The 22,259-nt window shown below is 37.1% G+C and carries 20 protein-coding genes; 15 read left to right on the forward strand and 5 right to left on the reverse strand.

Features of this window, described 5'->3' with window-relative positions; translation table 11 throughout:
- Positions 1 to 116: 116 nt before the first annotated feature.
- From ABIB30_RS22190 to ABIB30_RS22240, 11 genes are all read left to right on the forward strand, one after another.
- Positions 117 to 2,525 (forward strand): TonB-dependent receptor, encoded by a 2,409-nt coding sequence (locus ABIB30_RS22190; protein ID WP_354305244.1) that lies wholly within the window; start codon positions 117 to 119, stop codon positions 2,523 to 2,525.
- 115 nt (positions 2,526 to 2,640) lie between these two features.
- Positions 2,641 to 2,850: a hypothetical protein gene (locus ABIB30_RS22195; RefSeq protein ID WP_068397543.1), complete on the forward strand. Its 210-nt coding sequence runs from the start codon at positions 2,641 to 2,643 to the stop codon at positions 2,848 to 2,850.
- Between the two features lie 104 nt (positions 2,851 to 2,954).
- The gene (locus tag ABIB30_RS22200; protein ID WP_354305245.1) at positions 2,955 to 4,220 is read left to right on the forward strand and encodes a radical SAM protein; all 1,266 of its coding nucleotides are present in this window, start codon (positions 2,955 to 2,957) and stop codon (positions 4,218 to 4,220) included.
- Entirely contained in the window at positions 4,211 to 5,053 is an 843-nt protein-coding gene (locus tag ABIB30_RS22205; protein WP_354305246.1) for a hypothetical protein, read from the forward strand. The genes ABIB30_RS22200 and ABIB30_RS22205 overlap by 10 nt, the downstream gene beginning before the upstream one ends.
- Before the next feature lie 3 nt (positions 5,054 to 5,056).
- Positions 5,057 to 5,935 carry a hypothetical protein gene (locus tag ABIB30_RS22210; RefSeq protein ID WP_354305248.1) on the forward strand — a complete coding sequence of 293 codons (879 nt, stop codon included), beginning with the start codon at positions 5,057 to 5,059 and terminating at the stop codon, positions 5,933 to 5,935.
- A gap of 75 nt (positions 5,936 to 6,010) precedes the next feature.
- Entirely contained in the window at positions 6,011 to 6,853 is an 843-nt protein-coding gene (locus ABIB30_RS22215) for a hypothetical protein (RefSeq protein ID WP_354305249.1), read from the forward strand.
- Positions 6,847 to 9,033, forward strand: coding sequence for a peptidase domain-containing ABC transporter (locus ABIB30_RS22220; protein ID WP_354305250.1), 2,187 nt, complete (start codon positions 6,847 to 6,849; stop codon positions 9,031 to 9,033). The genes ABIB30_RS22215 and ABIB30_RS22220 overlap by 7 nt, the downstream gene beginning before the upstream one ends.
- A gap of 90 nt (positions 9,034 to 9,123) precedes the next feature.
- On the forward strand, positions 9,124 to 10,317 hold the full coding sequence (locus ABIB30_RS22225; RefSeq protein ID WP_354305251.1) for a multiheme c-type cytochrome: 1,194 nt from the start codon (positions 9,124 to 9,126) through the stop codon (positions 10,315 to 10,317).
- A gap of 115 nt (positions 10,318 to 10,432) precedes the next feature.
- Positions 10,433 to 11,260: an SDR family oxidoreductase gene (locus tag ABIB30_RS22230; RefSeq protein ID WP_354305252.1), complete on the forward strand. Its 828-nt coding sequence runs from the start codon at positions 10,433 to 10,435 to the stop codon at positions 11,258 to 11,260.
- 60 nt (positions 11,261 to 11,320) lie between these two features.
- Entirely contained in the window at positions 11,321 to 12,238 is a 918-nt protein-coding gene (locus ABIB30_RS22235; protein ID WP_354305253.1) for a helix-turn-helix domain-containing protein, read from the forward strand.
- Positions 12,239 to 12,302: 64 nt separating this feature from the next.
- Positions 12,303 to 12,629, forward strand: a complete 327-nt coding sequence (locus ABIB30_RS22240; RefSeq protein ID WP_354305254.1) for a nucleoside triphosphate pyrophosphohydrolase family protein — start codon at positions 12,303 to 12,305, stop codon at positions 12,627 to 12,629.
- A gap of 100 nt (positions 12,630 to 12,729) precedes the next feature.
- On the opposite strand, the gene ABIB30_RS22245 is transcribed toward ABIB30_RS22240, so the two are convergent.
- The 4 genes from ABIB30_RS22245 to ABIB30_RS22260 all read right to left on the reverse strand — a co-directional run bounded on the left by ABIB30_RS22245 (position 12,730) and on the right by ABIB30_RS22260 (position 16,770).
- Complete coding sequence (locus tag ABIB30_RS22245; protein WP_354305255.1) at positions 12,730 to 13,068, reverse strand: nuclear transport factor 2 family protein; 339 nt, start codon at positions 13,066 to 13,068, stop codon at positions 12,730 to 12,732.
- Positions 13,069 to 13,222: 154 nt separating this feature from the next.
- On the reverse strand, positions 13,223 to 14,590 hold the full coding sequence (locus tag ABIB30_RS22250; protein ID WP_354305256.1) for an NAD-dependent succinate-semialdehyde dehydrogenase: 1,368 nt from the start codon (positions 14,588 to 14,590) through the stop codon (positions 13,223 to 13,225).
- A 579-nt stretch (positions 14,591 to 15,169) separates the two neighbouring features.
- Positions 15,170 to 15,460, reverse strand: coding sequence for an EthD domain-containing protein (locus tag ABIB30_RS22255; protein ID WP_354305257.1), 291 nt, complete (start codon positions 15,458 to 15,460; stop codon positions 15,170 to 15,172).
- Between the two features lie 38 nt (positions 15,461 to 15,498).
- A complete protein-coding gene (locus tag ABIB30_RS22260; RefSeq protein WP_354305258.1) occupies positions 15,499 to 16,770 on the reverse strand; it encodes a chloride channel protein in 1,272 nt (423 codons plus the stop codon).
- A 132-nt stretch (positions 16,771 to 16,902) separates the two neighbouring features.
- Between ABIB30_RS22260 and ABIB30_RS22265 the strand changes: the two genes are divergently transcribed.
- The 3 genes from ABIB30_RS22265 to ABIB30_RS22275 all read left to right on the forward strand — a co-directional run bounded on the left by ABIB30_RS22265 (position 16,903) and on the right by ABIB30_RS22275 (position 18,666).
- A complete protein-coding gene (locus tag ABIB30_RS22265) occupies positions 16,903 to 17,139 on the forward strand; it encodes a hypothetical protein (protein ID WP_354305259.1) in 237 nt (78 codons plus the stop codon).
- Between the two features lie 34 nt (positions 17,140 to 17,173).
- Positions 17,174 to 17,863 carry a Crp/Fnr family transcriptional regulator gene (locus tag ABIB30_RS22270; RefSeq protein ID WP_354305260.1) on the forward strand — a complete coding sequence of 230 codons (690 nt, stop codon included), beginning with the start codon at positions 17,174 to 17,176 and terminating at the stop codon, positions 17,861 to 17,863.
- 98 nt (positions 17,864 to 17,961) lie between these two features.
- Positions 17,962 to 18,666: a hypothetical protein gene (locus tag ABIB30_RS22275; protein ID WP_354305261.1), complete on the forward strand. Its 705-nt coding sequence runs from the start codon at positions 17,962 to 17,964 to the stop codon at positions 18,664 to 18,666.
- A gap of 85 nt (positions 18,667 to 18,751) precedes the next feature.
- On the opposite strand, the gene ABIB30_RS22280 is transcribed toward ABIB30_RS22275, so the two are convergent.
- The gene (locus ABIB30_RS22280) at positions 18,752 to 19,948 is read right to left on the reverse strand and encodes a winged helix-turn-helix domain-containing protein (protein WP_354305262.1); all 1,197 of its coding nucleotides are present in this window, start codon (positions 19,946 to 19,948) and stop codon (positions 18,752 to 18,754) included.
- Between the two features lie 24 nt (positions 19,949 to 19,972).
- Here ABIB30_RS22280 and ABIB30_RS22285 point away from each other — a divergent pair, with 24 nt between their 5' ends.
- Positions 19,973 to 20,602, forward strand: coding sequence for a uracil-DNA glycosylase family protein (locus ABIB30_RS22285; RefSeq protein ID WP_354305263.1), 630 nt, complete (start codon positions 19,973 to 19,975; stop codon positions 20,600 to 20,602).
- Positions 20,603 to 22,259: the final 1,657 nt, after the last annotated feature.

A 22,259-nucleotide genomic window follows, 5' to 3' on the forward strand; every position in this document is an offset into this window, starting at 1 on the left:
TTAATGAAGTTAAAAGAAAGTGTTTTTGGGTGGCTTATACGCCCTTGCCAATTGTTTTATGGGACTGCATATCTAGTTGATAAGCTATTGATTTCAGGAAACCTACTGCCTTTACTATGATGAAAATTGTTCAGACCTTATTCCTTGTTTTCTGTTTTTATGTAACTTCTGCACAGGTATCTATCAGTGGGAAAGTGACAGACGATAAAAGAATACCCTTACAATTAGTTGTGGTCAGCCTGCAGCAGGGATCATCTGTTATTGGCAATTCAATTACAGATAGTCTTGGATATTATCAGTTTAAAAACATTGGTAAAGGAAGTTATAAGTTTCTGTTTAAGTATGTGGCCTATAAAGACACGGTAATACCGGTCAATGTCAAGGCTGATACCACAATCAATTTGCAATATCAAAACATACAAAGTTTAAAAGAAATAACAGTACGCGCAAAGAAACCAATTTTTGAAAGGCAAATAGACCGGCTTCGCTTTAATGTTGCTGAAACAGATCTTGTTTTTGGAAATAATATCTGGGACGTGATTGAAAAAACGCCTCTGGTAAATGTCTCATCTGACGGTACCATCCAAATTAGTGGTACTTCCGGTGCAATTGTCTATATAAATAATAAGCGAAAAGTACTGACAGGGAATGCACTGAAAAACTACCTGAGCAGTATCCCATCAGATAATCTGCTGGCGATTGAAGTTATTACCACTCCATCCAGTAAATACGATGCAGAAGGCGGTGCCGGGATCATCAATATTCTGACCAAAAAGAATAAGGAAGAAGGGCTGATTGGAAATGCAGTATTAAGCACAAGGCAGACTGCTGTCAATTCTGAAGCGGGAAGTGTTTATCTTAATAACCGCAAGGGGAAGTGGAATATATATACTGATTTATATATGAGTAACAGAAGCAGGAAGCCTGAATTGAAAAAGGATATTTACTATCCAGCGGGGAATTCAGCTAATTTAATACGCAGAAGTATTAATTCGCTAAATGATTTTCAGGACTTGTCTCCTGGTGGAAATTTAGGGATCGATCATCAGATTAACGATAAGAATGTTGTTGGACTTTTATTCGATTATGCAGGAAGCTGGCATACAGAGATGCGCAATGCTTTCAGCCGTGATTATTCTAGTCATGCGGACTCCCTTAGTCTCACCAATAACAGGGATAAATTAAATTCACAGATCTATTCTCTTAATTTAAATTATCAGGGTAAACTTGATTCTTCAGGAAAGCAGCTCAGTATTGATTTTGATGCATTGGAATATAGATCCAAAAACAATTCGGTGAGTAAAACCGATGCATTGGATCTGTTAACGAATCAATCCTTATTTGTTCAGGACTGGTTTAGGAGCTCATCTCCGCAGCATATCAGCAATCAATCACTTAAAGTTGATTTTGAATGGCCTTTCAACAAAAACACTTCCCTTGATCTTGGCGCAAAAACATCCTTCTCGAAAATTAATAATGATCTTCTTTTTGAGGACAGGGTAACTGAAAACGTTTGGGTAAAAGATCCTAAAATAAGTAACCTGTTCAAATACAATGAAAACATAAATGCATTATATGCTATTTTAAACCGGACGATAAATACGAAATGGTCTTATCAACTGGGATTAAGGGTCGAAAATACAGTTGCAAAAGGCTGGCTTGAAAGTATAAAAGTTGTAGATAGAAATTATACCAACCTTTTTCCGACTGCTTTCTTAAAATATACCACTGGAAAAGAAAAGACCTTTGTGCTGGCTGTTTCCAGCAGAATAACCAGGCCAAGTTTTTGGGATGTTAATCCATTCAGAACTTATACGACCGACCAGACCTATTTTGAGGGAAATCCATTTTTATTACCATCAAAGTATTACAGACAGGAGCTAAGCCATACTTTCAGCAATAAAACAGGAACCTATTCGATTCAGTTCGCCGCCAGTCAGCTGCTGGATGAATTTTATGCACTTCCTTATAATCCTTCGGAAAATGTTATTGCCAATAAAAAGGTGAACTATGGTAATAAATATGCTTTTTCAAATACAATAACCTATTATAACCAGCTATTGCCCTGGTGGAAATTAACCGCATCGACGCTGACAGGGTATGTAAGGTCAAAAGGATCTTATGCAGACCATATAGGTATCGACAACAGTTCTTTTCTCTTTAGCATTTCAACCAATCAAACATTTAATATCTCCAGGAAAAAAGGCCTTAGCTGTACTGTAATTGCTAATAATACCCTTCCTGTTACTATTGTAAATACGGAAATCGGAAACAGACTGGAAACAGAAGTGAGACTGAGGAAATCGATAGGCTCGTGGAATATCACTTTATCGGGGCAGGATTTTTTTAAGAGCAACCAGGATCGCTATAAAATTATGGTAAATGAACTCAGGATCATGGATCAAAACTATTATGATACCCGGAGTGTGGCACTTTCAGTGAGTTTTAGTTTTGGAAAATCAACTGTAAAGGATAAAAGGGACAGGGATCCCGGATATGAAGATCTCAAGCAAAGAACGATGTAAAATTGGTTAGTTAAATAAGATGTATTCTCTTGTTTCATTCAAATAAATATATAAGTGAAAGGGCAAATGCCATGTCCTGACTGATGGCTGATTTTCAACCTTAAACCATAATTCCATGAAAAAAAATGCAAAAATCGCATCAAGCTCAGAAGAAAAAAGTATCCTTAGCGATGCTGTTAATTCTTCAGAAAACGAACAACTGGATCTTTACAAAGCCATTTTTGGTGGAGTAAGCTCTGGCTGCTCAGTTGTTGCTGTTGGCAACCTGCGTTCGAAAGTGTCTGCTTATGATAAGCATGAGACATTCTTACAAGCAATTAGCTAATTGATTTCATAGATAGCCAATTTTAGCTAATTGGCTATCTATTTTTTATGGAGGCTTAAGACTGAACCACAATTACATTGAAATAACCTGAACTTTATTTAACCATGGAAAAAGTAACCTCTTATGTGCTTAAGATTGCTAGTCGCTGCAATCTTAATTGTTCGTATTGCTATATGTACAATTTGGGGGATCAAACCTATCTGAAACAGCCAAAATTCATGTCTTTAGCTACAGTAGCGGCATTGTCTGAACGTTTGAAGTCCTATTGTGAAACCGCAGGTATAGATTATGTTCAGCTAGTATTTCATGGAGGAGAGCCGCTTTTACTGAGTAAAGAATATTTCAAACTCTGTATAAATCTCTTTAGAGAAACTTCGCCGGAAATTGAATTTGGTTTTACCATTCAAACCAATGGGGTGACAATGGATAAAGAGTGGTACGACTTATTTAAAGCTCATGATGTTAAGATTGGGATTAGTATAGACGGGCCTAAAAAGTATCATGATGCCTTCCGTGTATTTCATAACGGAAAAGGTTCTTATAATCAAGTTGCGGAGGCAGTTAAATTGGGTAAGGGAAATGGCCTGGCAGGTATTCTTATGGTGATGAATACAAACATTCCAATTCAGGAATTCTACCAGGAGCTTAAAGAACTTAAAGTAGGCAATTTGAATTTACTGTTTCCAGACGGCCATTATGACAAACTACCTGAAGGGTTTGATGCAGAGAGATTTGGTGAGGATGATTACACACCCTATGCTGATTGGTTGATAGAACTTTTTATCCTGTGGAAAGGGGATAAAGACAGACCTGTAATCAGGTTCTTTGAAACGCTGATCGAGATGGTTGCAGGAGAAGAAAATGTGGGGAACCAGGCTTTCGGCAAAAAGAAAAACGGAGTAGTGGTTATAGAAACTGATGGCGGGATAGAGGTGGTAGATTCATTACGCGCATGTTACGAAGGGATTACGAGAAATAGCCTTAATATTCATGAAAATGAAATAGCAGATCTTTTTGAAGACGATATTTTTGAAGTCTATTACAATGCACATGATATGGTGTGTGAACAATGTCTGAACTGCCCGGTTTATGATTTCTGCGGTGGTGGTTTTCTAGGCAGCAGATATGCGAATGATAATGGTTTTGATAACCCAACCATTTACTGCAAAGATATTATCAGGCTTTTAAGTTTTATACAAAATGATATTCTTGATAGTCTTCCTGTTGAGGTTACGGCTAGAATGGAAGCTGAAAAATTAGTTTATTCAGAACTCATTCAGGAACTCAAAAATCCTCCTTTAATCGAAATAGAAAGTAACGTTAAGCAAAAATTAATTTCTTTTAAGCAGCCAGCTGTATTATGTACTTAAAAAAAGGACTTCACATTTTTAGTGACCTGGACACTATAGCAGAACAATTATCCATTAATAATGGGACGATGCCAGCAACCATTGAAACAGGATTGAACTATCATGAAGAATCCTATATTCCAAAACGGGAGTGGCGTAAACTGGAGCTTGCCGAACAGCGGATATTAATAGCGGGTCATCGGAATACTGATTTCAGGCGAAGCATTTATATTGGAGAAATCCCTGAGAATTTAAAGGAATCATTTCTTTCACTCGGTTTGCAAGAATGCACGCAACTTGATCAGATATACCCTAAGATCAAGGAAGACGAGGAAAAAGTGAAGTTCATTAATACGGAGCTGGATACATTTTTACACCCTTTTTCCTCTGCCAAAAATTATAAATTTCATCGGATCACAAGAGCAATGCCCAACCGGGAAACCATAACCTGTCTTTATATTGATGAGCAGTTTATCTATATAGGGTTGCATATTGATCAGAGCAAGCATTTTACCCCTCATACAGCCCATAAATCAGGCAATCGTATTTCCATTAATTTAAGCAAAGAGACCCGGCATCTGGCTTTCACTAATCTTTCTTTAATACAGGTATTTAATATGGTAAAAGAAAGAACAGGCTTGGCTGGTAAAGAAGTTAATCCGGATAATATAGCTCATTTGTTTTTTAAACATTATCCAGATTATCCTGTGATCAGAATTGCTCAGAAGCCTTACCAGTATTATATAGCACCAACAGATAACTTCTTTCACGATGCAACCACACTTGGTAATAAGGAAATAGATATTACCATTGTTTATACGGGTGTTTTTGACGGGGCTGGAGTAAATAATTAATATATGAAGATAAAAAAGGGTATCATGCTCCACAATCAATCCTTTGAAGATTATGATTTGATCAAAATCAATTCGGGAGTAAGTCATTATACAAAACAAGATACGGGAAAGGTTACTTACGAAGGCCTTTCATTTTTACCTTCTTACGAAGAAGACGCTTTTACTCCAAAAAAAAACTGGAGGGTATTGAATGCTCAGGAAATTAAAGCACTGAAATCAACTGATAAACGCAGTGATTCAAATGCGATATATATTGGGGATATTCCTGAGAAACTGAAAAACTCATTTCAGAAATTGAATTTAGAGCAATGTAAAAACAGAAATGATGTTTTTGCAAAATTTAAGGCGAATCCGGAAGTAACCTTAGAAATCAATCAGGCTACAGAAGAATTCTTAAAGTCTAAAGCCGATGGAAAGCCATTTCGCTTTCATTATTTGGGTACAAACCTGCCAAACCTGGAAGTTGTAGCCTGTGATACGACAGTATTGCCAGCTGACCATACTGAAGAAGATAAAAAGTATATGGGTATTCATAATGATGGTACCAAGTTCGTCTCACCCTATGCATTACATAAATCAGGAAACCGTCTTACGATCAATCTTGGGAAAGAAACGCGTTCTTTTTTGTTTATAAACCTGACTATGACTCAAGCTTTAAACATGTTAAAACAGAAAATTGATACTAAAAAACATCCGGTTGATATCATCAATATCTCTAAATATTTTTTTGAATACTTTCCTGACTATCCAGTAATTAAAATAGATCAGAAACCATATCAATACTATATCGCTCCGACTGATAACTGCTTTCATGATGGTTCTACACTTGGAATGAAAGGGTTAGATATTATTATCGTCTATTTCGGAGCATTCAGATTTTAAATTAAATAAGTATTACCTGGAATTTTATTATTTGAAAGAATGAAGCTAAAAAAAGGAATTTTAATACATAACCAAATGGAACAGGGTTATGAAGCAATCCATATTAATTCTGGAACCGTATTACATACAGCCCTGGTAACCGCGCCAATTAACTTTCACGGCATGGTTTATACTCCTCAATATGAAGATAATGCCCGTGTCGCTAAAAGAGACTGGAGAGCCTTAAATCGCGAAGAAATAAGAAGTATACAGGCGAAAGATAAACGGAAAAATTATGATACGATTTATCTGGGTGATATTCCTGAGACATTAAAAGCATGCTTTAAGCGATTAGACCTGGCTAATTCCAAAAACCGGGAAGAGGTATTTGAGAAATTTTCAGGTGATGCAGTTTTGACGAAAGAACTAAGTTCAAACCTTAATTCCTTTTTGTCGTCGCTTGCAGACAACAAACCATTTAATTTTCACTGTATTGGGACCAACTTGCCAAATATAGAAATGGTTGCCTGTAATACGACTAAATTACCCAGGGGTTTTAAACCTGAGGATATTAAATATATGGGGATGCACAATGATGGAACCCAATCTATGACCATACATACCGCTCATAAATTCGGGAACCGGATTTCTATTAATTTAGGCAATGATACCCGGTCTCTTTTATTTGTAAACCTATCCATGATACAGGCTTTAAATATGATCGGCAAGAAAATAGATATCAAAAAGAACAACGTTAATATTGCAAACATACCCAGGTTCTTTTTCGAGCATTTTCCTGATTATCCGGTATTCAGGGTGCAACAGAAGCCCTATCAGTACTATATTGCTCCAACTGACAATTGTTTTCACGATGGCTCTACTTTAGGCAATAAGGAGCTGGATATTACGATGGTTTATTTTGGGGCTTTCAAATGCTGAAATTTTATAAGTATCCCTTTCAGAAACAATTAGACTTAATGGACTGTGGTCCCGCTTGTTTAAAAATGATTTCTGAATATTATCATATCACAACCAGTATATCAGAATTAAGGGAGTTATGCAATACCTCTCGCCTTGGAAGTAATATCGGGGATATTATGTATGGTGCGGAGCAGGTGGGCTTTAAGGCTTTGGTATTTAAAACTACGATAGACTATCTTAAGGAAAAACAACCTTTCCCATGTATTATTCATTGGAGGAAAAACCATTATGTTGTTTTATACCAGATTAAAAATGGGAAGTACACTATTGGTGACCCTGCCTACGGTTTTGCAGTTTTGTCCGAAAAAGAATTTATTGAGGGCTGGGCTAGCAATGGCGAAAAGGGGATTGCCTTATTTGTCGAACCTGATTTAGCAAGTGATTATATAACAAAAACCGCGGGCGTTGAAGGAAAGAATATATTCTGGCAATTTGTAGATTTTCTCAGGCCGCATGCAAAGCAAATAGGCTTTCTTCTTTTGGTGATTATGATTGCCAGTGCTATATCCATGCTTATTCCAAGAACTATTGAGTACATGACAGATAAGGGGGTGGAGAAGAAAAACATAAATATTATATGGAAAGTCCTGCTGTTTCAATTTGTATTATTCGGGAGTTTAACCTTTACAAATTATATCAGAAGTTTAATCCAGGCAAAACTGAGCACTAAATTAAGTATTGGTATTATCTCAGATTTCCTGGTAAAGCTATTGATGCTGCCGATTTCTTTTTTTGATACCAAGAACCATGCAGATATTTATCAGCGAATAGATGACCATTCCAGAATTGAAACTTTTCTGTCTACAAAATTGGTGTCTTTTATCTTTTCTATATCGCTTTTAGTGGTCTACATTTTACAGATGTTTTTCTTTGATAAATACATTGTGATAAGCTTTCTGTTGTTCACAGCTTTATCATTTGTATGGTTTTTCTTGTTTATGGAGCGGCGAAGGAAGCTTGATTACCGCAGATTCGGGCTCGCTATTGAAGAAAGACATTACCTGAATGATTTGATCTCAGGTATGACTGAGATCAAGCTTAATAACGCACAATCGGGAAGAGTAGATAGCTGGCAGGAATTACAACATAAATTATATGATTTTAAGTTAAGTAACCTGAAACTTTCTCAGCTACAACAAAATGGGATAAATACAGTCAATCAGTTGAAAAGTATTTTTATAACTTTTTTATGTTCTTACTGGGTAATTAACGGCACTATAACTTTTGGGGTGATGCTGAGTATAGGTTATATCGTTGGTCAGCTGACATTACCAATTCAGGATATCATGAATTTTTTCCACGACTATCAGGACGCAAAAACCTCCTTTGAAAGATTAAATGAGATACAATTAAAAACAAATGAAAATGATCAGGGGAAAATTAGTTTTCCTGGTGAGTTGAATAGGGGATTCAATGTAAATAATCTGTCTTTCAAATATGCTGGGATTCATAATCCTTATGTGCTGCGGGGAATAGATCTATTTATCCCCAAGGGAAAAATCACTGCTATAGTGGGTACAAGCGGCAGTGGTAAAACAACACTAATGAAGCTATTGTTATCATTTTATCAGCCTCAGGACGGTGCTATATTAATTGATGATATCAATTTGCAAACTATCAACACAGATGAGTTCAGGAGCCAGTGTGGCGTAGTGATGCAAGACGGATATATATATAGTTCATCCATTGCTCAAAATATAGCCATGAGCGAAAAAAATGTAGATATTGAGCGGGTTTATCAGGCACTTAAGATTGCTTGTCTGGACGAATTTGTTGAGTCGCTTCCACAAAAACATAACACAGCACTGGGCAGCACCGGAGTAGATTTGAGTGGTGGGCAGAAGCAACGTTTATTTATTGCAAGGGCAGTCTATAAAAATCCTCAGATCATCTTTTTTGATGAGGCTACGAATGCACTGGATTCAAATAATGAGCGGGCGATCATGGATAATCTGGAGCATTTTTTTATTGGTAAAACCGTATTGGTAATTGCACACCGGTTAAGTACTGTTAAAAATGCAGCACAGATTGTGGTGCTGGAAAAGGGAGAAATTGTAGAGCTTGGCTCCCATGCAGATTTAACCAGAACCAGAGGTAAGTATTATGAGCTGGTGAAAAATCAGCTGGAGCTCGGTTAAAGCATTTGCTTTATGCTTTTTTATCGGCTGTAGTGAATTTTTTTACTATTTTAGTTAGCGATAATGCTAATATTCTAACCAAGCTAATGTATGGGCCGGAGACGCTTCTTCCTTATTTTTTGTATTCTGGCAATTTTTGTGTTTGCGATTGTAAAATGTACACCAGTAAAAAGTAAAAGTAACGACAGCAGGGGACCAGCCTACGCCGGGAGCGCTACCTGTGTAAGTTGTCATAAAGATCTCACAGAATCTGCGGTACACAATTCCCATTTTAATGCTTCAAAAATACTAACTACACCTGGTTCTGCAGATAGCCTGCATATACCTGATGGAGAGTTTGTTTTTAATGAAAAGACTAAAGTACAGGTGAAAAACCGTGCTGATGGCCCGTATCAGTCAGCGATGATCAATGGTGTGGATAGAAAAACTGAGCATACGGATATGATTTTTGGTGCAGGTAAAAGCGCGTATACATTCGCATTCTGGTATGGCAAACAACTTATGCAAATGCCATTGAATTACCTGACTAAAGAACATCAATGGGTAAACAGCCCGGGTTTCCCTGAAGACCAGATTTATTTTGGCCGGCCAATCGTTGCGCGTTGTTTAGAGTGCCACAGCTCTTTCGCAGACAAAAAGCTAGTGCAGGGACCTAATTTTTCAGTCACGGAAGAATACGTTAAAAATTCCATTATTGCAGGTATAGACTGCGAACGTTGTCATGGCCCTGCGGCCCAGCACGTCACCTTTCACCAGGAAAATCCTACAGTGAAAACAGCCAATTTTATGGTGAGTTATAAAAAACTGGCTTTATCCCGAAGAATAGATGCGTGTGGAGTATGTCATTCAGGAACAGGTATCCAGACGGTGAGTTCAACCTTTAATTTTAAACCTGGAGATACGTTAAAAACATTACCTCAATATAACACCTACAGAGGAGAAGATCCAGATGTACACGGTAAACAAAAACCACTGCTTGAAGCTAGTTTATGTTATAAAATTGGTAAAGCAGAATGTATTACTTGCCATGATGTCCATGATAACAAGAGCTCTGGCGTGGCAATTTATTCCGCTAAATGTATCAGCTGTCACCAGGATGTGAAACATGAAACATTGAAGGAAAAAAATAAAGCTGTGCTGGCAAAGAACTGTATCGACTGCCATATGCCAATCAAAGAATCTCATGCCATTGGTTTTCAAATGAGCAACAGTAAAGAAAAGATACCTTACAAGTTGCGTACGCATCGTATTGCAATTTATGATGATTTGGTTAAGGGTAAATGATAATCATGAAGTGTTTATTGTAATTATCTTCATTTTGGTTACAACCTTATCCATTTCAGTTACTTGCACAAATCTGCTCCTGTGCACCTTTGTTGTGTAAATAACAACGAAGATTATGAAAACTATTTTTATTACAGGTGCATCCACAGGATTAGGTAAATCAACTGCAAAATTGTTTCAAGCCACTGGATGGAAAGTAATTGCGACTATGCGCAAACCAGAAGAGGAAACAGAGTTAAACCAATTGGAAAACGTAATTTTGCTACCTCTTGACGTCACGAATATTGATCAAATTTGGGAAACAGTACAAAAGGCGATTAGTCTGGCTGACATTGATGTCGTTTTTAACAATGCAGGATACGGGTTGATTGGCGCTGTGGAGTCGAATACCAAAGAACAAATCAGGGCACAATTTGAAACTAACTTTTTTGGGACTGTTTGGGTGATTCAGGAATTTATTCCTTACTTTAGAAATAAGCAGGGAGGCCTATTTATTAATACCACTTCATTGTGTGGTTTAACATCCAATCCGCAATCAGCTATATATAATGCATCGAAATGGGCACTGCAGGGGCTTGCAGAAAGTATGTCTTATGATCTTGCTCAATTTGGTATAGGGATTAAGAATGTAGCTCCGGGTGGAATTAAAACCGACTTTACTAAAGCTATGCAAGTGACGGAGGACAAAGCTTATGAGGCCACAATGGCAAAAATGATGGAAGGATTTCAGGATGGCACGCTGATGGAGTTTACAGCACCAGAGGTGATCGCAGAAGTGGTCTATCGTGCAGCAACAGACGGAAAAGATCAATTGACTTACCCAGCTGGAAACGATGCTGTGCGCCTGTATGCAAAACGACTTGCCCAGGGACCTGAAGCATTCCGTACAGATTTGACGGCTTACCTTAACTTGCAAAGCCCGTATAATTCAATTCCAGTTTAAAACAATGATAAAAATAGGATAGAAACTAGCTTTTACTTCCTGTTTTTTAACCCATTTATAATGAAAGCAGCATCAAAACAACCATTTTTGTTCAATTCTATATCAGAATTGCACAAAGCGCTTGGGTTACCGAAACCACTTCATCCCTTAATCAGCCTGGTAGACTATAGTCATGTTAAAGCAGATACAGCAGATTTACAAAGGGGAATGGTATTCAACTTCTATAAGATTTCTTATAAGAAAAATTTTACTGGAAAAATAAAATACGGGCAAAGTCATTATGATTTTGACGAAGGAGGATTGTCCTTTTTTTCGCCGAACCAAATCATTACAGCGTTGGAAGATGAGGCAGATTACAGTGGGTACACACTATTAATCCATCCGGATTTTATTCTTGGTCATCCGCTTGGGCAAAGCATTAAGAATTATGGTTTTTTTAGTTATTCAGTCACTGAGGCATTATACCTTTCCGATAAGGAAAAGAAGGTGATTCTGGGAATATTCGAGAATATAGAAGCTGAACTTGAATCTGCTATTGATCAGATTAGCCAGGACGTACTGGTATCACAGGTAGAGCTTTTGCTGAATTACAGCAAACGTTTTTACAACAGACAATTCATCACACGTAAAACAGGTAACAATGAGCTATTGGTGCGATTTGAAACTATGTTGTCAAATTATTTTGATAGTGACCAGCCATCTTTAACAGGTTTGCCAACAGTTGTACAACTGGCTGGCCCATTAAATGTTTCTCCTCATTATCTCAGTGATATGTTAAGGACCTTAACAGGGCAGAACACGCAACAGCATATTCATCAAAAACTAATCGAAAAAGCCAAAGAATTGCTGTCAGTCGGTAGTTTATCCATAAGTGAAATAGCTTATAAGCTCGGTTTTGAACATCCGCAGTCCTTTAACAGAACATTTAAGAAAAAAACAAAGCTATCACCACTTGACTTTCGGCAGTCATTTAACTAAATCAGATTTTAAGAGTTGAACATCAAAACCTAAGATTTTGATATTAGCTGTAAATAATAATAAAATGGAAAAATTGAATTTTAAAGAGGCCATTGAAAGATCGCTGAAAATCAGGGAACTTTACCATGAACTGGAACTGAAACATCATGGTAGTGAATGGACAGTAGAAGAAGATGCCCTTGCATTTTTAACCGATGCAGGATTAGTAGGCAGATTGACTATGTCTGAACAGGGGCGATGGCCGGCAGGTAACAATTCGAAGGCAGAGTTAGCGCATAAACTTGGGGAAAGTATTTGGTGGTTAATTGTATTGGCAGAACGGATGGATATAGATATACAGGATGTCACAGCTAAATTTCTGACCAAAACAGAGCAATTACTAAAAAAGTAAAATATAACGCAGGAATTATGAAATGGAGCAATAGTCTCCCGATATTATATAGCAAACCAGCCCTCAAAGAAGGCTGGTTTAATTGAAATTTATGGTTGCTTTAGTGGATTAAGTCCGCTAATACAAAAACAATTTTTCCATCTTTGAACTTAAAATCAAAAGTTCCCCCAATCTTACCTTCAGCAAAATCCCCGGTAAATTCAACTTCCAGATGAGCCTGATTTCCATCTTCTACAATCAGCTTTACTTTTTTAGTTTGCGTTTTGTAACCGATGAAATAGCTTTCGAAATAGGAGGTGACACCATCTTTTCCGTTAAATTTCCGGCCAACAGACACATCGTCGAAAACACAATCTTCAGCATAAAATGCCAGATATTTTTCCAGATCATAACTGTTGCTAACCAAAATCCATTCTTCGATAAATTTTTCTATATCCATTTTATTAAATTTATGTAATGACCTTATAGGGTCTGAGTTGTTATTGCATTAGCAAAATTGAGGATTGCAAGCAATTATAAATTCGCCAAAATGGATAAATGCGTAGCTATAATGAAGTTTAAGTGTTGAACTTCACTGTTTTTTGCCTTTCAAGTTATTTAATGTAGACCGTTTTGATGTTTACAAATTCAAGAATTCCAAAACCACCCAGCTCCCTGCCATAACCAGAAGTCTTTATGCCTCCAAAAGGCAAGCGTGGATCAGATTGTACACGTTCATTTACGAAACATGACCCGGCCTCCAGTTCAGTTGCCGCAATTCGCTCACCCTTAGCAATATCTTTGGTAAATACGGCTGAACCTAGTCCAAAAATGCTGTCATTAGCAATACGAATTGCATCGTTTTCATCTTTCGCTGAAATAATTGATGCCACCGGGCCAAAAAGCTCTTCATCATATCCTGTCATACCTGGTAATACATTGGTGAGAATAGTGGCGGGATAATAGGCATTATTACCTTCAGGTAATTCACCACCAAGAATACAAATTGCTCCTTTTTCAATTGATTTTAAGACTTGCTCATGAAGCTCGTCGCGTAAATCTATACGTGCCATCGGTCCAATGTCTGTATCCATTTCAAGTGGATTACCCATTACATTTTTCTTCATTTTATCAAGGAACAGTTGAGTAAACTCAGCAATAATTGATTCTTCAACAATGAATCTTTTAGCGGCAATACAGCTTTGACCACTATTCGTGAGACGACTGGTCACACAGATTTCTGCGGCTTTTTCCAAATCTGCATCTGCCAGAACCACATACGCATCGCTACCGCCTAATTCCAATACCACCTTTTTAAGCATTGCACCTGCCTTACTGGCAACATTAATACCAGCGTTGGTACTGCCTGTAAGTGTTACAGCCTTGATACGTGGGTTCTCAATGATCTTTTCAACCAGCTTGCTGCCAATTAAAAGCGTTTGAAAAACGTGAACAGGGAAGCCTGCCTGGATAATCATTTCTTCGATAGCCAACGCGCAACCTGGAACATTTGAGGCATGTTTTAAAACGCCACAGTTTCCCGCAATAAGTGTTGGTGCCAAAAACCGGAATACCTGAAATAATGGAAAGTTCCAGGGCATTACAGCTAAAACTATACCTATTGGCTGGAAGCTGACATAACTTTTTGATGCCTCAGTCTCGATAATTTGATCCGCAAGGAAACCCTCTCCATTGACCGCGTAATATTCGCAGCATAAGGCACATTTTTCTGCTTCGGCTATTCCTTGTTTAACAGGTTTTCCCATTTCATTGGCCATTAATATGGCCAACTCATTTTTACGATCCCGCAAAATTTCGGCAAGCCTGTTCATTAGTGTTCTGCGTTGTGCAGGAGTAGTTTTTTTCCAATCCAGCCAGGCACTGTGTGTTTGCTCAATCTTCTCAGCTACTTGTTTTTCATTAAGCGTTGTATATTCTTGAATTTGCTGTCCATTAACTGGATTTATTGATGAAATATTCATAGTTGTGGATTTTTTTATTTCGATTGTCAGTATTGTTTTCTGTTGACTTACATGCCAAAACTGAGCCAAATAAACAAGATTAGGATGTGACTGTTAAGGCATGGTATTGGCATAGTACTGTAGGGGTAGTGGTATACATTGAAGTAGGGTTCAAGTAGGTTTGGACTACCCTTGAAGTAGCCCAAGCTACTTCAAGGGTAGTCCAATGCTAGTTCAATGCTAGTTCAATGCTAGTTCAACCTACAACACAACCCCTACACAACCCCTATAAAACCCTATCAGATCTTACCGTGAAATTACTTGAAATCATGTCTTATATTAAGATTGAATTTGCACTCTTTCGGCAGCAGATATGGAGTTGCAGATTATTTATTTAAATGCTCGTGCAACGTTGCGCTATAAAAATTGTCAGTATGAAATGGCTGGGTTATAAATTGAGAATCCAATAACGGCGATAGCCAAATTTAGTTTAGTTAATTACTGAAAGCATGTTAAGGGTGGATGCCACACATGCTTTCTAAATAGTAATCAAGTCTGAGGTTTTTGTAAATGGATCCATACCTTGTGAATGTTTTGTTGTTATTCATTTGAGATATCAACAACGCATTTACCCAGATTCATAAACTTTTCCTGATCTGTACGGATAATCCGCTTATAGGCATCAGTTGTGAAAAGTTTAAATAGGGATTCCATATCATCAAACCAGATTTCTGTAATCCCATCATATGCTGACAATACCGTTTTTTTTGATATTTCTTCGGGAAAGTAGTAATGCAGATAACGGCGCACATAAATCTTTACTTCAGGTAGAGACCTGAATAAAGGAGCGTGTTTATTTACATGATACCAGACAAATTCTTCATGACTCATAAAACTGCATCTTTTTAAGGATATAGTGAGTTTGATCATCATTTATCCATACCCATTTGAGCGTGTATCAATGGAGATTTAGGTGCTAGAAAATATCCTGTTAAACTTGCGAACATAATGGGTACAATATTTTGAAAACCTGTCATTGCAGCAAGTAAAATAATAATACTCACAGGCGTTCGTGTAACCGAGGCATTTAAAGCTGCCATACAACAGACAGTAATTAATGTGAGGTTCTGGCCGGGAAATAACTGGTAAATAATTAATCCCAGAACGGTACCAGCGAATAGTAGTGGGATAATAAAACCACCTCTCCAGCCTGAGGTTGCTGTGATTGCAATAGCTATTAGTTTCATGATCAGCAATAGGCATAAGAACTGAACAGTAAAACTTCCGGTAAGTACTTCTGCTAGTTGTTCATGTCCAAAATATCTGGTAAGCGGGATGAAATAAGCAATCATTCCTAATAAAAAGCCACCAAGTGCAAGCTTATAATAAACAGCTAATGAGATTTTCCTGAAGAGCAGTTTAAATGACTTGATGAGCAGGGTAAATAACCATCCGGTCGCCGCACCAGCTAAAGAGTAAGCAACCGCATAAAAGATGTCTCCTAGTTTTGGATTCTTATACGGAGGGAAATTCCAGGCAGGTCCAAGATTAAGATGTGTGATCAATACAAAAACGAGGTAACTTGCACAACTGGCCACCAGTGCTGGCATAAAAGCCTTATAATACTTTGTAACGTGCTTATGGTCTAATATTTCTAAAGCAAATAAGCTTCCTCCAAGCGGGGCTCCAAAGAGAGCGGTAAATGCAGATGCCATCCCAGCAATGGTGATAGAACGTATATCTTCTCCTTTGTAACCTAATTTACGTGAAATATATGTACCTGTAGATCCAACTACTTGCACTAGTGGTGCTTCTGGCCCCAAGCTGCCTCCAGCGGCTATGCAGATTAAAGAGGATAAAATCATAGAAGGATTACTTTTAGGGTTGAGCCGGCCTCCTTTAAAATGTATATTATCTACCATTAAATCAATTTCGCCCGGATCACCCAGTTTATGAATGATTAATCCTGCTGCTAATCCAGCGGTAGTCATTAAAGGAATAACAAATATTCCTTCTATAATTTTTAAAACTGCTGTGATATTTTCTAGTACAATCCAGTAGCCACCAGAAATAATACCACCGACTATACCAATGATAGTCCACAACAAAAAGTCTTTATTGTAAACAAAAGGGTTAGTTTTTAAGGGGTTCTTTAAGGTGTGCCGTAATTCAAAAATCTTTTTTGAGGTGGAGTGTTTCATTATTAAATCAGAATATTTTCATTATATTTTATATTGCAAATGTAATATAAATATGGTTTTTTTATATAAAAATATTAATATTATATTGCGTATGAAATATTAATTGTACTTTTAGATTTTAATGTATATGTTATGAAAAAGATAAATATTTTGTTAATAATTATAGGGATTATATTTATTGGCGTTGGTTTTTTAACCTTTACTGACCTGACCACTGTTAATAGCGTAGATTCGCATGCATGGACTATAAATTTGAATGGAATCAAGTCTTTTCAATGGCCGGCTTTTGCGGGCGGGGTTTTAATTGTAATTGGAATTATTTTCCATATCGCAGATGACGAAGGGCATGATAAAATAAAGATTGGCTAAATTCGCGCAGCCAAATGATTGTAAAATAATAAGGATGACAAAAACAAAAAATACCTGCGATTTAAATACCTGTTTTTTATGCAGGTTCTGTTTAAAGGATTGGAAACTTGCTATCGATGCCAATAAACAAAATATCAAAATTAAAAAAGGTCAGCAGGTTTTTAAAGAAGGGGATGAGGTGAAGGGAATATTCTTTGTCTATAGCGGAAAAGTGAAAGTCCATAAGAAATGGGACGATGAAAAAGAGCTTATTGTACGTTTTGCTCAAAAGGGTGATGTTATAGGTCACCTCGGATTGGGTGGCTCAGGACATTATCCTGTCTCTGCCACTGCAATTGAAGATGCTATAGTTTGTTTTATTGAGCTGGAGTTTTTGGAAGCGACGATGAATGTAAATACTAACTTCGTGATACAACTGATGCGGTTTTTTGCTGGTGAGTTACAAGAATCAGAAAGAAGAATGAGTAATCTTGCTCACATGAGTATAAAAGGAAGAGTGTTGCAGGCGCTTCTTTCGCTGCAGGATCAATTTGGTGTCAATGATAAGGGCTTTATAAATATTGAATTAACCAGGCAAGATATTGCTTCTTATACCGGCTCTTCTTATGAATCGTTGTTTCGTACAATCAATGATCTTTTAGCCGAGAATATAATTGTAATTTCAGGTAAAAGTATTTCAATTAATAACATTCATGAATTTCGTAAAATAGCTGAAAGTTACTAAGAATTGTTGCTTCAAGTTTGGCGTAATACTCAAATTATTATTTTGAAGGGGATTAAAATAGTACATTTAAAATGAGTAATGTGGTGCATTGAGATTTTATGAAGAAAATAATTGAAAAAAATCCCGTTTTAATCTTTATTATTCCACTCGTCATTTTCTTTTTAATAGGCTGTGCATTGCTTTATTTCGCAGTTCTGAACAATGAAGGGGTTCCATTTTATGGGTGGATTGTTATCGGAGCTTTTATCGTCATCCCAATATTATTGACGTATGGGTTCGTATTTGGTTTCAGTCCTTCCAAAGCTATAGAATCCAATAGCAATCAATTGGTTTTCAATCCAGATGGAATTAATTTTGAAATGACTTTATTTGACTGTTCTTGTTTCATCAAATGGAATAGCATTGATACCATTATTTATTCAGATTCCAGAAATGAGGATTACGCCGAGTATATCATTTTTGTAAATGAATTACCCATATGTACTCAGAAGGAAAAACCATGGTGGCCAAATAAGTTATTCCCTTACCAGCAGAAAAACAGTAAAATAAGAATAAAAAGTGATGCTGTAAATTTTAAAGCATTACCTGATCTGGTTGAAAAGTATTTACTATCAACAGTTGATTTTGAATTTAAAGACAGTAGAAAAGGGACTTTAATAAATTCGGAAACGTTTACTGAAGGAAATACGCATATCATAATAGAAAAGTGGAAGCCAGCAAGTAATTATGAGCCTTTTAAAATGATATATGATAAGTATGGCCGAACACTTCATGACATTCAAAAACGGGATGGTGCAATATAAAATGATCTGCTAACCAGATCCATATCTTTAAGGTCATAATGGTTAAAAAACTATTTGAGAATAGCGATCAGGAAGGGTGTTGAATTTAATTGAAAAAACCTTTACTTATGGCTTCCAGGTAAGTCTCATTATTGGATTTCCCGAAGATAATATTCCTGCATTGATTGAATAAAACAAAGGCTTTTAAAGCTTCGGTAAATTTTTCAATAGTGATTTGGTCGAGTTCAATTAGTTCAAAATGCAGATTATGGACGATCAGCACTTTTTGTTTGCGGTCGGCTTTAGCATCCATCCGTGCAATAAAAGTATCACCTGAAAGTATAGGCAGCGAAAAGTAGCCATATTTGCGCTTAGCGGCCGGTACAAAACATTCAATCTGGTAATCGAAATCAAAAAAGTCCTTCAAGCGGTGACGGAAGACGTTAAGGATATCAAAAGGGGATAGGATGAAGACATCTTCAGCTAGTTTAATATCCTGATTCTGATCCGATAATCTATACAGTGGCGCACTTTTTAGTCCATCAATCTTAACTATTTGTACTTCGCCGGCTGCAACCATTTGCTCCAGTTCAGTTTTGACCAAATTTCCTTTTACCCGTCTTGCCCGCCATGTTAACTCTTTAAGATAGGCTATTCCCAATGCGCCAAGTGTGCGGCGAATAATGTACCTGGCAAATTCTTCCTTTGCTGGCATAGTCAGGTCTGTTTCGGGAGATAATAAGTTGAGCGGAAGGTTGTATACTTTCTGGAAGGTTTTGGTGCGGCTGATCATGAGCTGCCCCTCCAGATAGAGGCGTTCGAGTGCTACTTTGGCCGGCCGCCAGTCCCACCAGCCGGTACTTGCCTCTAGTCTGTCGTCATCGAAATCGCTCACCATCAATGGCCCTTCACGTTCCACCCGGTCAAGCGCTACCTTCATCATCCGGATTTCTGCCGGAGTCATCGGTTTTCCATTGTTTGCAAACGCTTCTTTAACAGGCAATGAATAGCTAAAGTCGTGACTGGGTAGGTAACCTGCATCTGAAGTGAAGTATTCAAATATGCGCCCTTCTTCGCAAAGTTCAGCCAGCCATTCTGTTTGATAGTCTGGTATACGTGCAGCCATTACATGGTGATGTGCGCGTTCTACCACATAATTTGTATCTAGTTGTACAAAACCTAAATGGTCAATTACCCGATAAACGGCTTCGATTCCTTCTCCAAATTGTGCTTTCCTGGCGAGGCCGGCAGCGTTAAGGATAATTTTACGGGCTTGTGATTTGGTAAGGAAAATGGGTTCCATTACGCTAAAATAATATAAAGATTGATGTCTTCAAACCTTGGTTTATTCTTATTATTTTTGGCCTTTAATCTTAAACCATTGGAAGAGCTTTTAAAAGAGATCCGATCCTGTATAATCTGTAAGGGGCAATTACCTAATTTTCCAAGACCTGTTGTGCAAGCTAGTGCCGAATCCAAGATTGTTATTATAGGGCAGGCTCCAGGACAAAAAGTTCAGAATAGTGGTATTCCATGGGATGATCAGAGTGGAAATGAATTAAGAAGATGGCTTGGGGTGAGTAAGGAACAATTCTATAACGATAAATTATTTGCTTTAGTTCCTATGGGGTTTTGTTATCCTGGCAAAGGTAACTCAGGCGATCTGCCACCCCGTTCTGAATGTGCACCCAGCTGGCATCAGCCTTTACTTGCTGAGATGAAAGAGATCAGGTTGATTATGCTTATCGGCCAGTATGCCCAAAACTATTATCTGAGCGATATAAAGAATACTACGCTTACAGAAAGGGTTAGAAATTTCAGGAATTACCTGCCTTCATTCTTACCAACTGTACATCCATCACCAAGAAATAAGATCTGGCAAAAGAGAAATCCGTGGTTTGAATATGAGGTAGTACCATTTTTGAGAGCTATAACGACTGATATCTTAGTGCATTAGGTTCTTCAGTAATGGAAGGCTTGGGGGGCTTAGTCTTATTATAATTCAATAATTTATTGATAAGGTTATATTTTATTTAATTAAATAAGTTACATATTTATGATTTGTTCAGGTTATGCTGTTATAAGGGCCGAATACATAGGTTTATTTACCATTTAACTCAGGTAGGAGGTTGATTATAGCATGTTTTTTAATTGAGTTGATTTTTATAATATTGTCACTGGTTACTATCTGAAGTACTTCCGGTTTTAAATGTAATTGGATTAAGCTTGAAAAGTTGTATAAAGTTATTAATAATGAAATTAAAATATGCTGTTATAGCCGCTTATGTATAATAATTTTGTGGGAAATTCCGTGCTGCTAATAATTATAACTCTGTGTATGTCTTGCTCGGACAGTGGCTCAAATAAGAAAAAACAGGTTAATTCAATAGTAGGTAGTGGTTATTATCAATGTGATTATTCGAAGAATCATTACGATATTATCTTAAGTTCTGGAACCAGGGATTCGCTGTATGAGATATGGGGGGTTGAATACGGGGGAATGAAAAAACTAAAACAAGTAAATATTGATAGTATTGATTTCAATAGTATTATTCAGATAGGAAAATGTCATCTGAATAAACGGTTTCGATCTACTGATCTGCAATTATCTAGCTTCGAAATAAAGAGAATTAATGAAGATAGACCTGGAGTCTCTGGAAATTTGTACATTGAGTTAACATTTATAAATTCTAAGAATGACTTTTGTGCAAAGATCCCGCTCTTTCTTAATGGAATGATAATTTTAAGTAATAATGAAGATAAGCCACATTAACTTCGGAAAATCCTGCGTTATTCCTGCGATTTGTCTCAGTTCTTCTGGATTAAGATAATAACTCAACATTCTTAGTTTTGCCTTTGTAGCCTGAAAAGTGATCCTTTTCCACCTACCGGTGAAACAAAAATAGCTTTACAGTTTAACGCTTACAAGACTTTAGGTTTGTAACTGCCTGTTCAATAGTTGAATATCTGCTATTCGGTGAGTAGGGCGGATTTTTTAAAGGACTCACCTGATCGCTCATTTTTACAGGAGAATGGGTACAGGTTTTGGCACCCCGCCCGTAAAAGTAAAAGGCTGTTAATCATGCGATTAACAGCCTTTTATAAGTTTTGATGTAAAATCTGGTGATTCCACTGGGATTCGAACCTAGTTCAAATATCGTTGTTTAATAGTATTTAGTGTGGTTTTTAAATTCGATTAACCGAATTACTCATAATTCGGTAACGCATGTTTTTGGAAGTTCGTTAAGATTGTCTTTAGTTTCTTTTTTCATATCGCTCCTAACTTATATAGCAATTTACACATACCATCTGGATTACACAATCTCAGTTAGGTATGATAACCAAGTTTAATGGTACCCAAAGATGTCTGCAAATTTATGATAGGCTTCCTGTTGTTTATATAGATCCTAACACAGGAATGAAGGATCAAGTCATAAAGTTGTGGAGCAGGCTCTTTTTTAAGCATAATTTTTGACACGCTAAAGAGAAAGTCTTTGCGATCACGGATGCGCTTATGTTTCTGGAAGTTGCGCTGAAAGCTTTCAATTTGCATGGGAATGACTCAGGCGAAACAAGGCCGGGCTGTTAGTAAATAAATTCAAAATAGCTAAATA

Origin of the sequence: Pedobacter sp. UYP1, from assembly GCF_040547305.1 — a bacterium.
Lineage (GTDB): Bacteria > Bacteroidota > Bacteroidia > Sphingobacteriales > Sphingobacteriaceae > Pedobacter.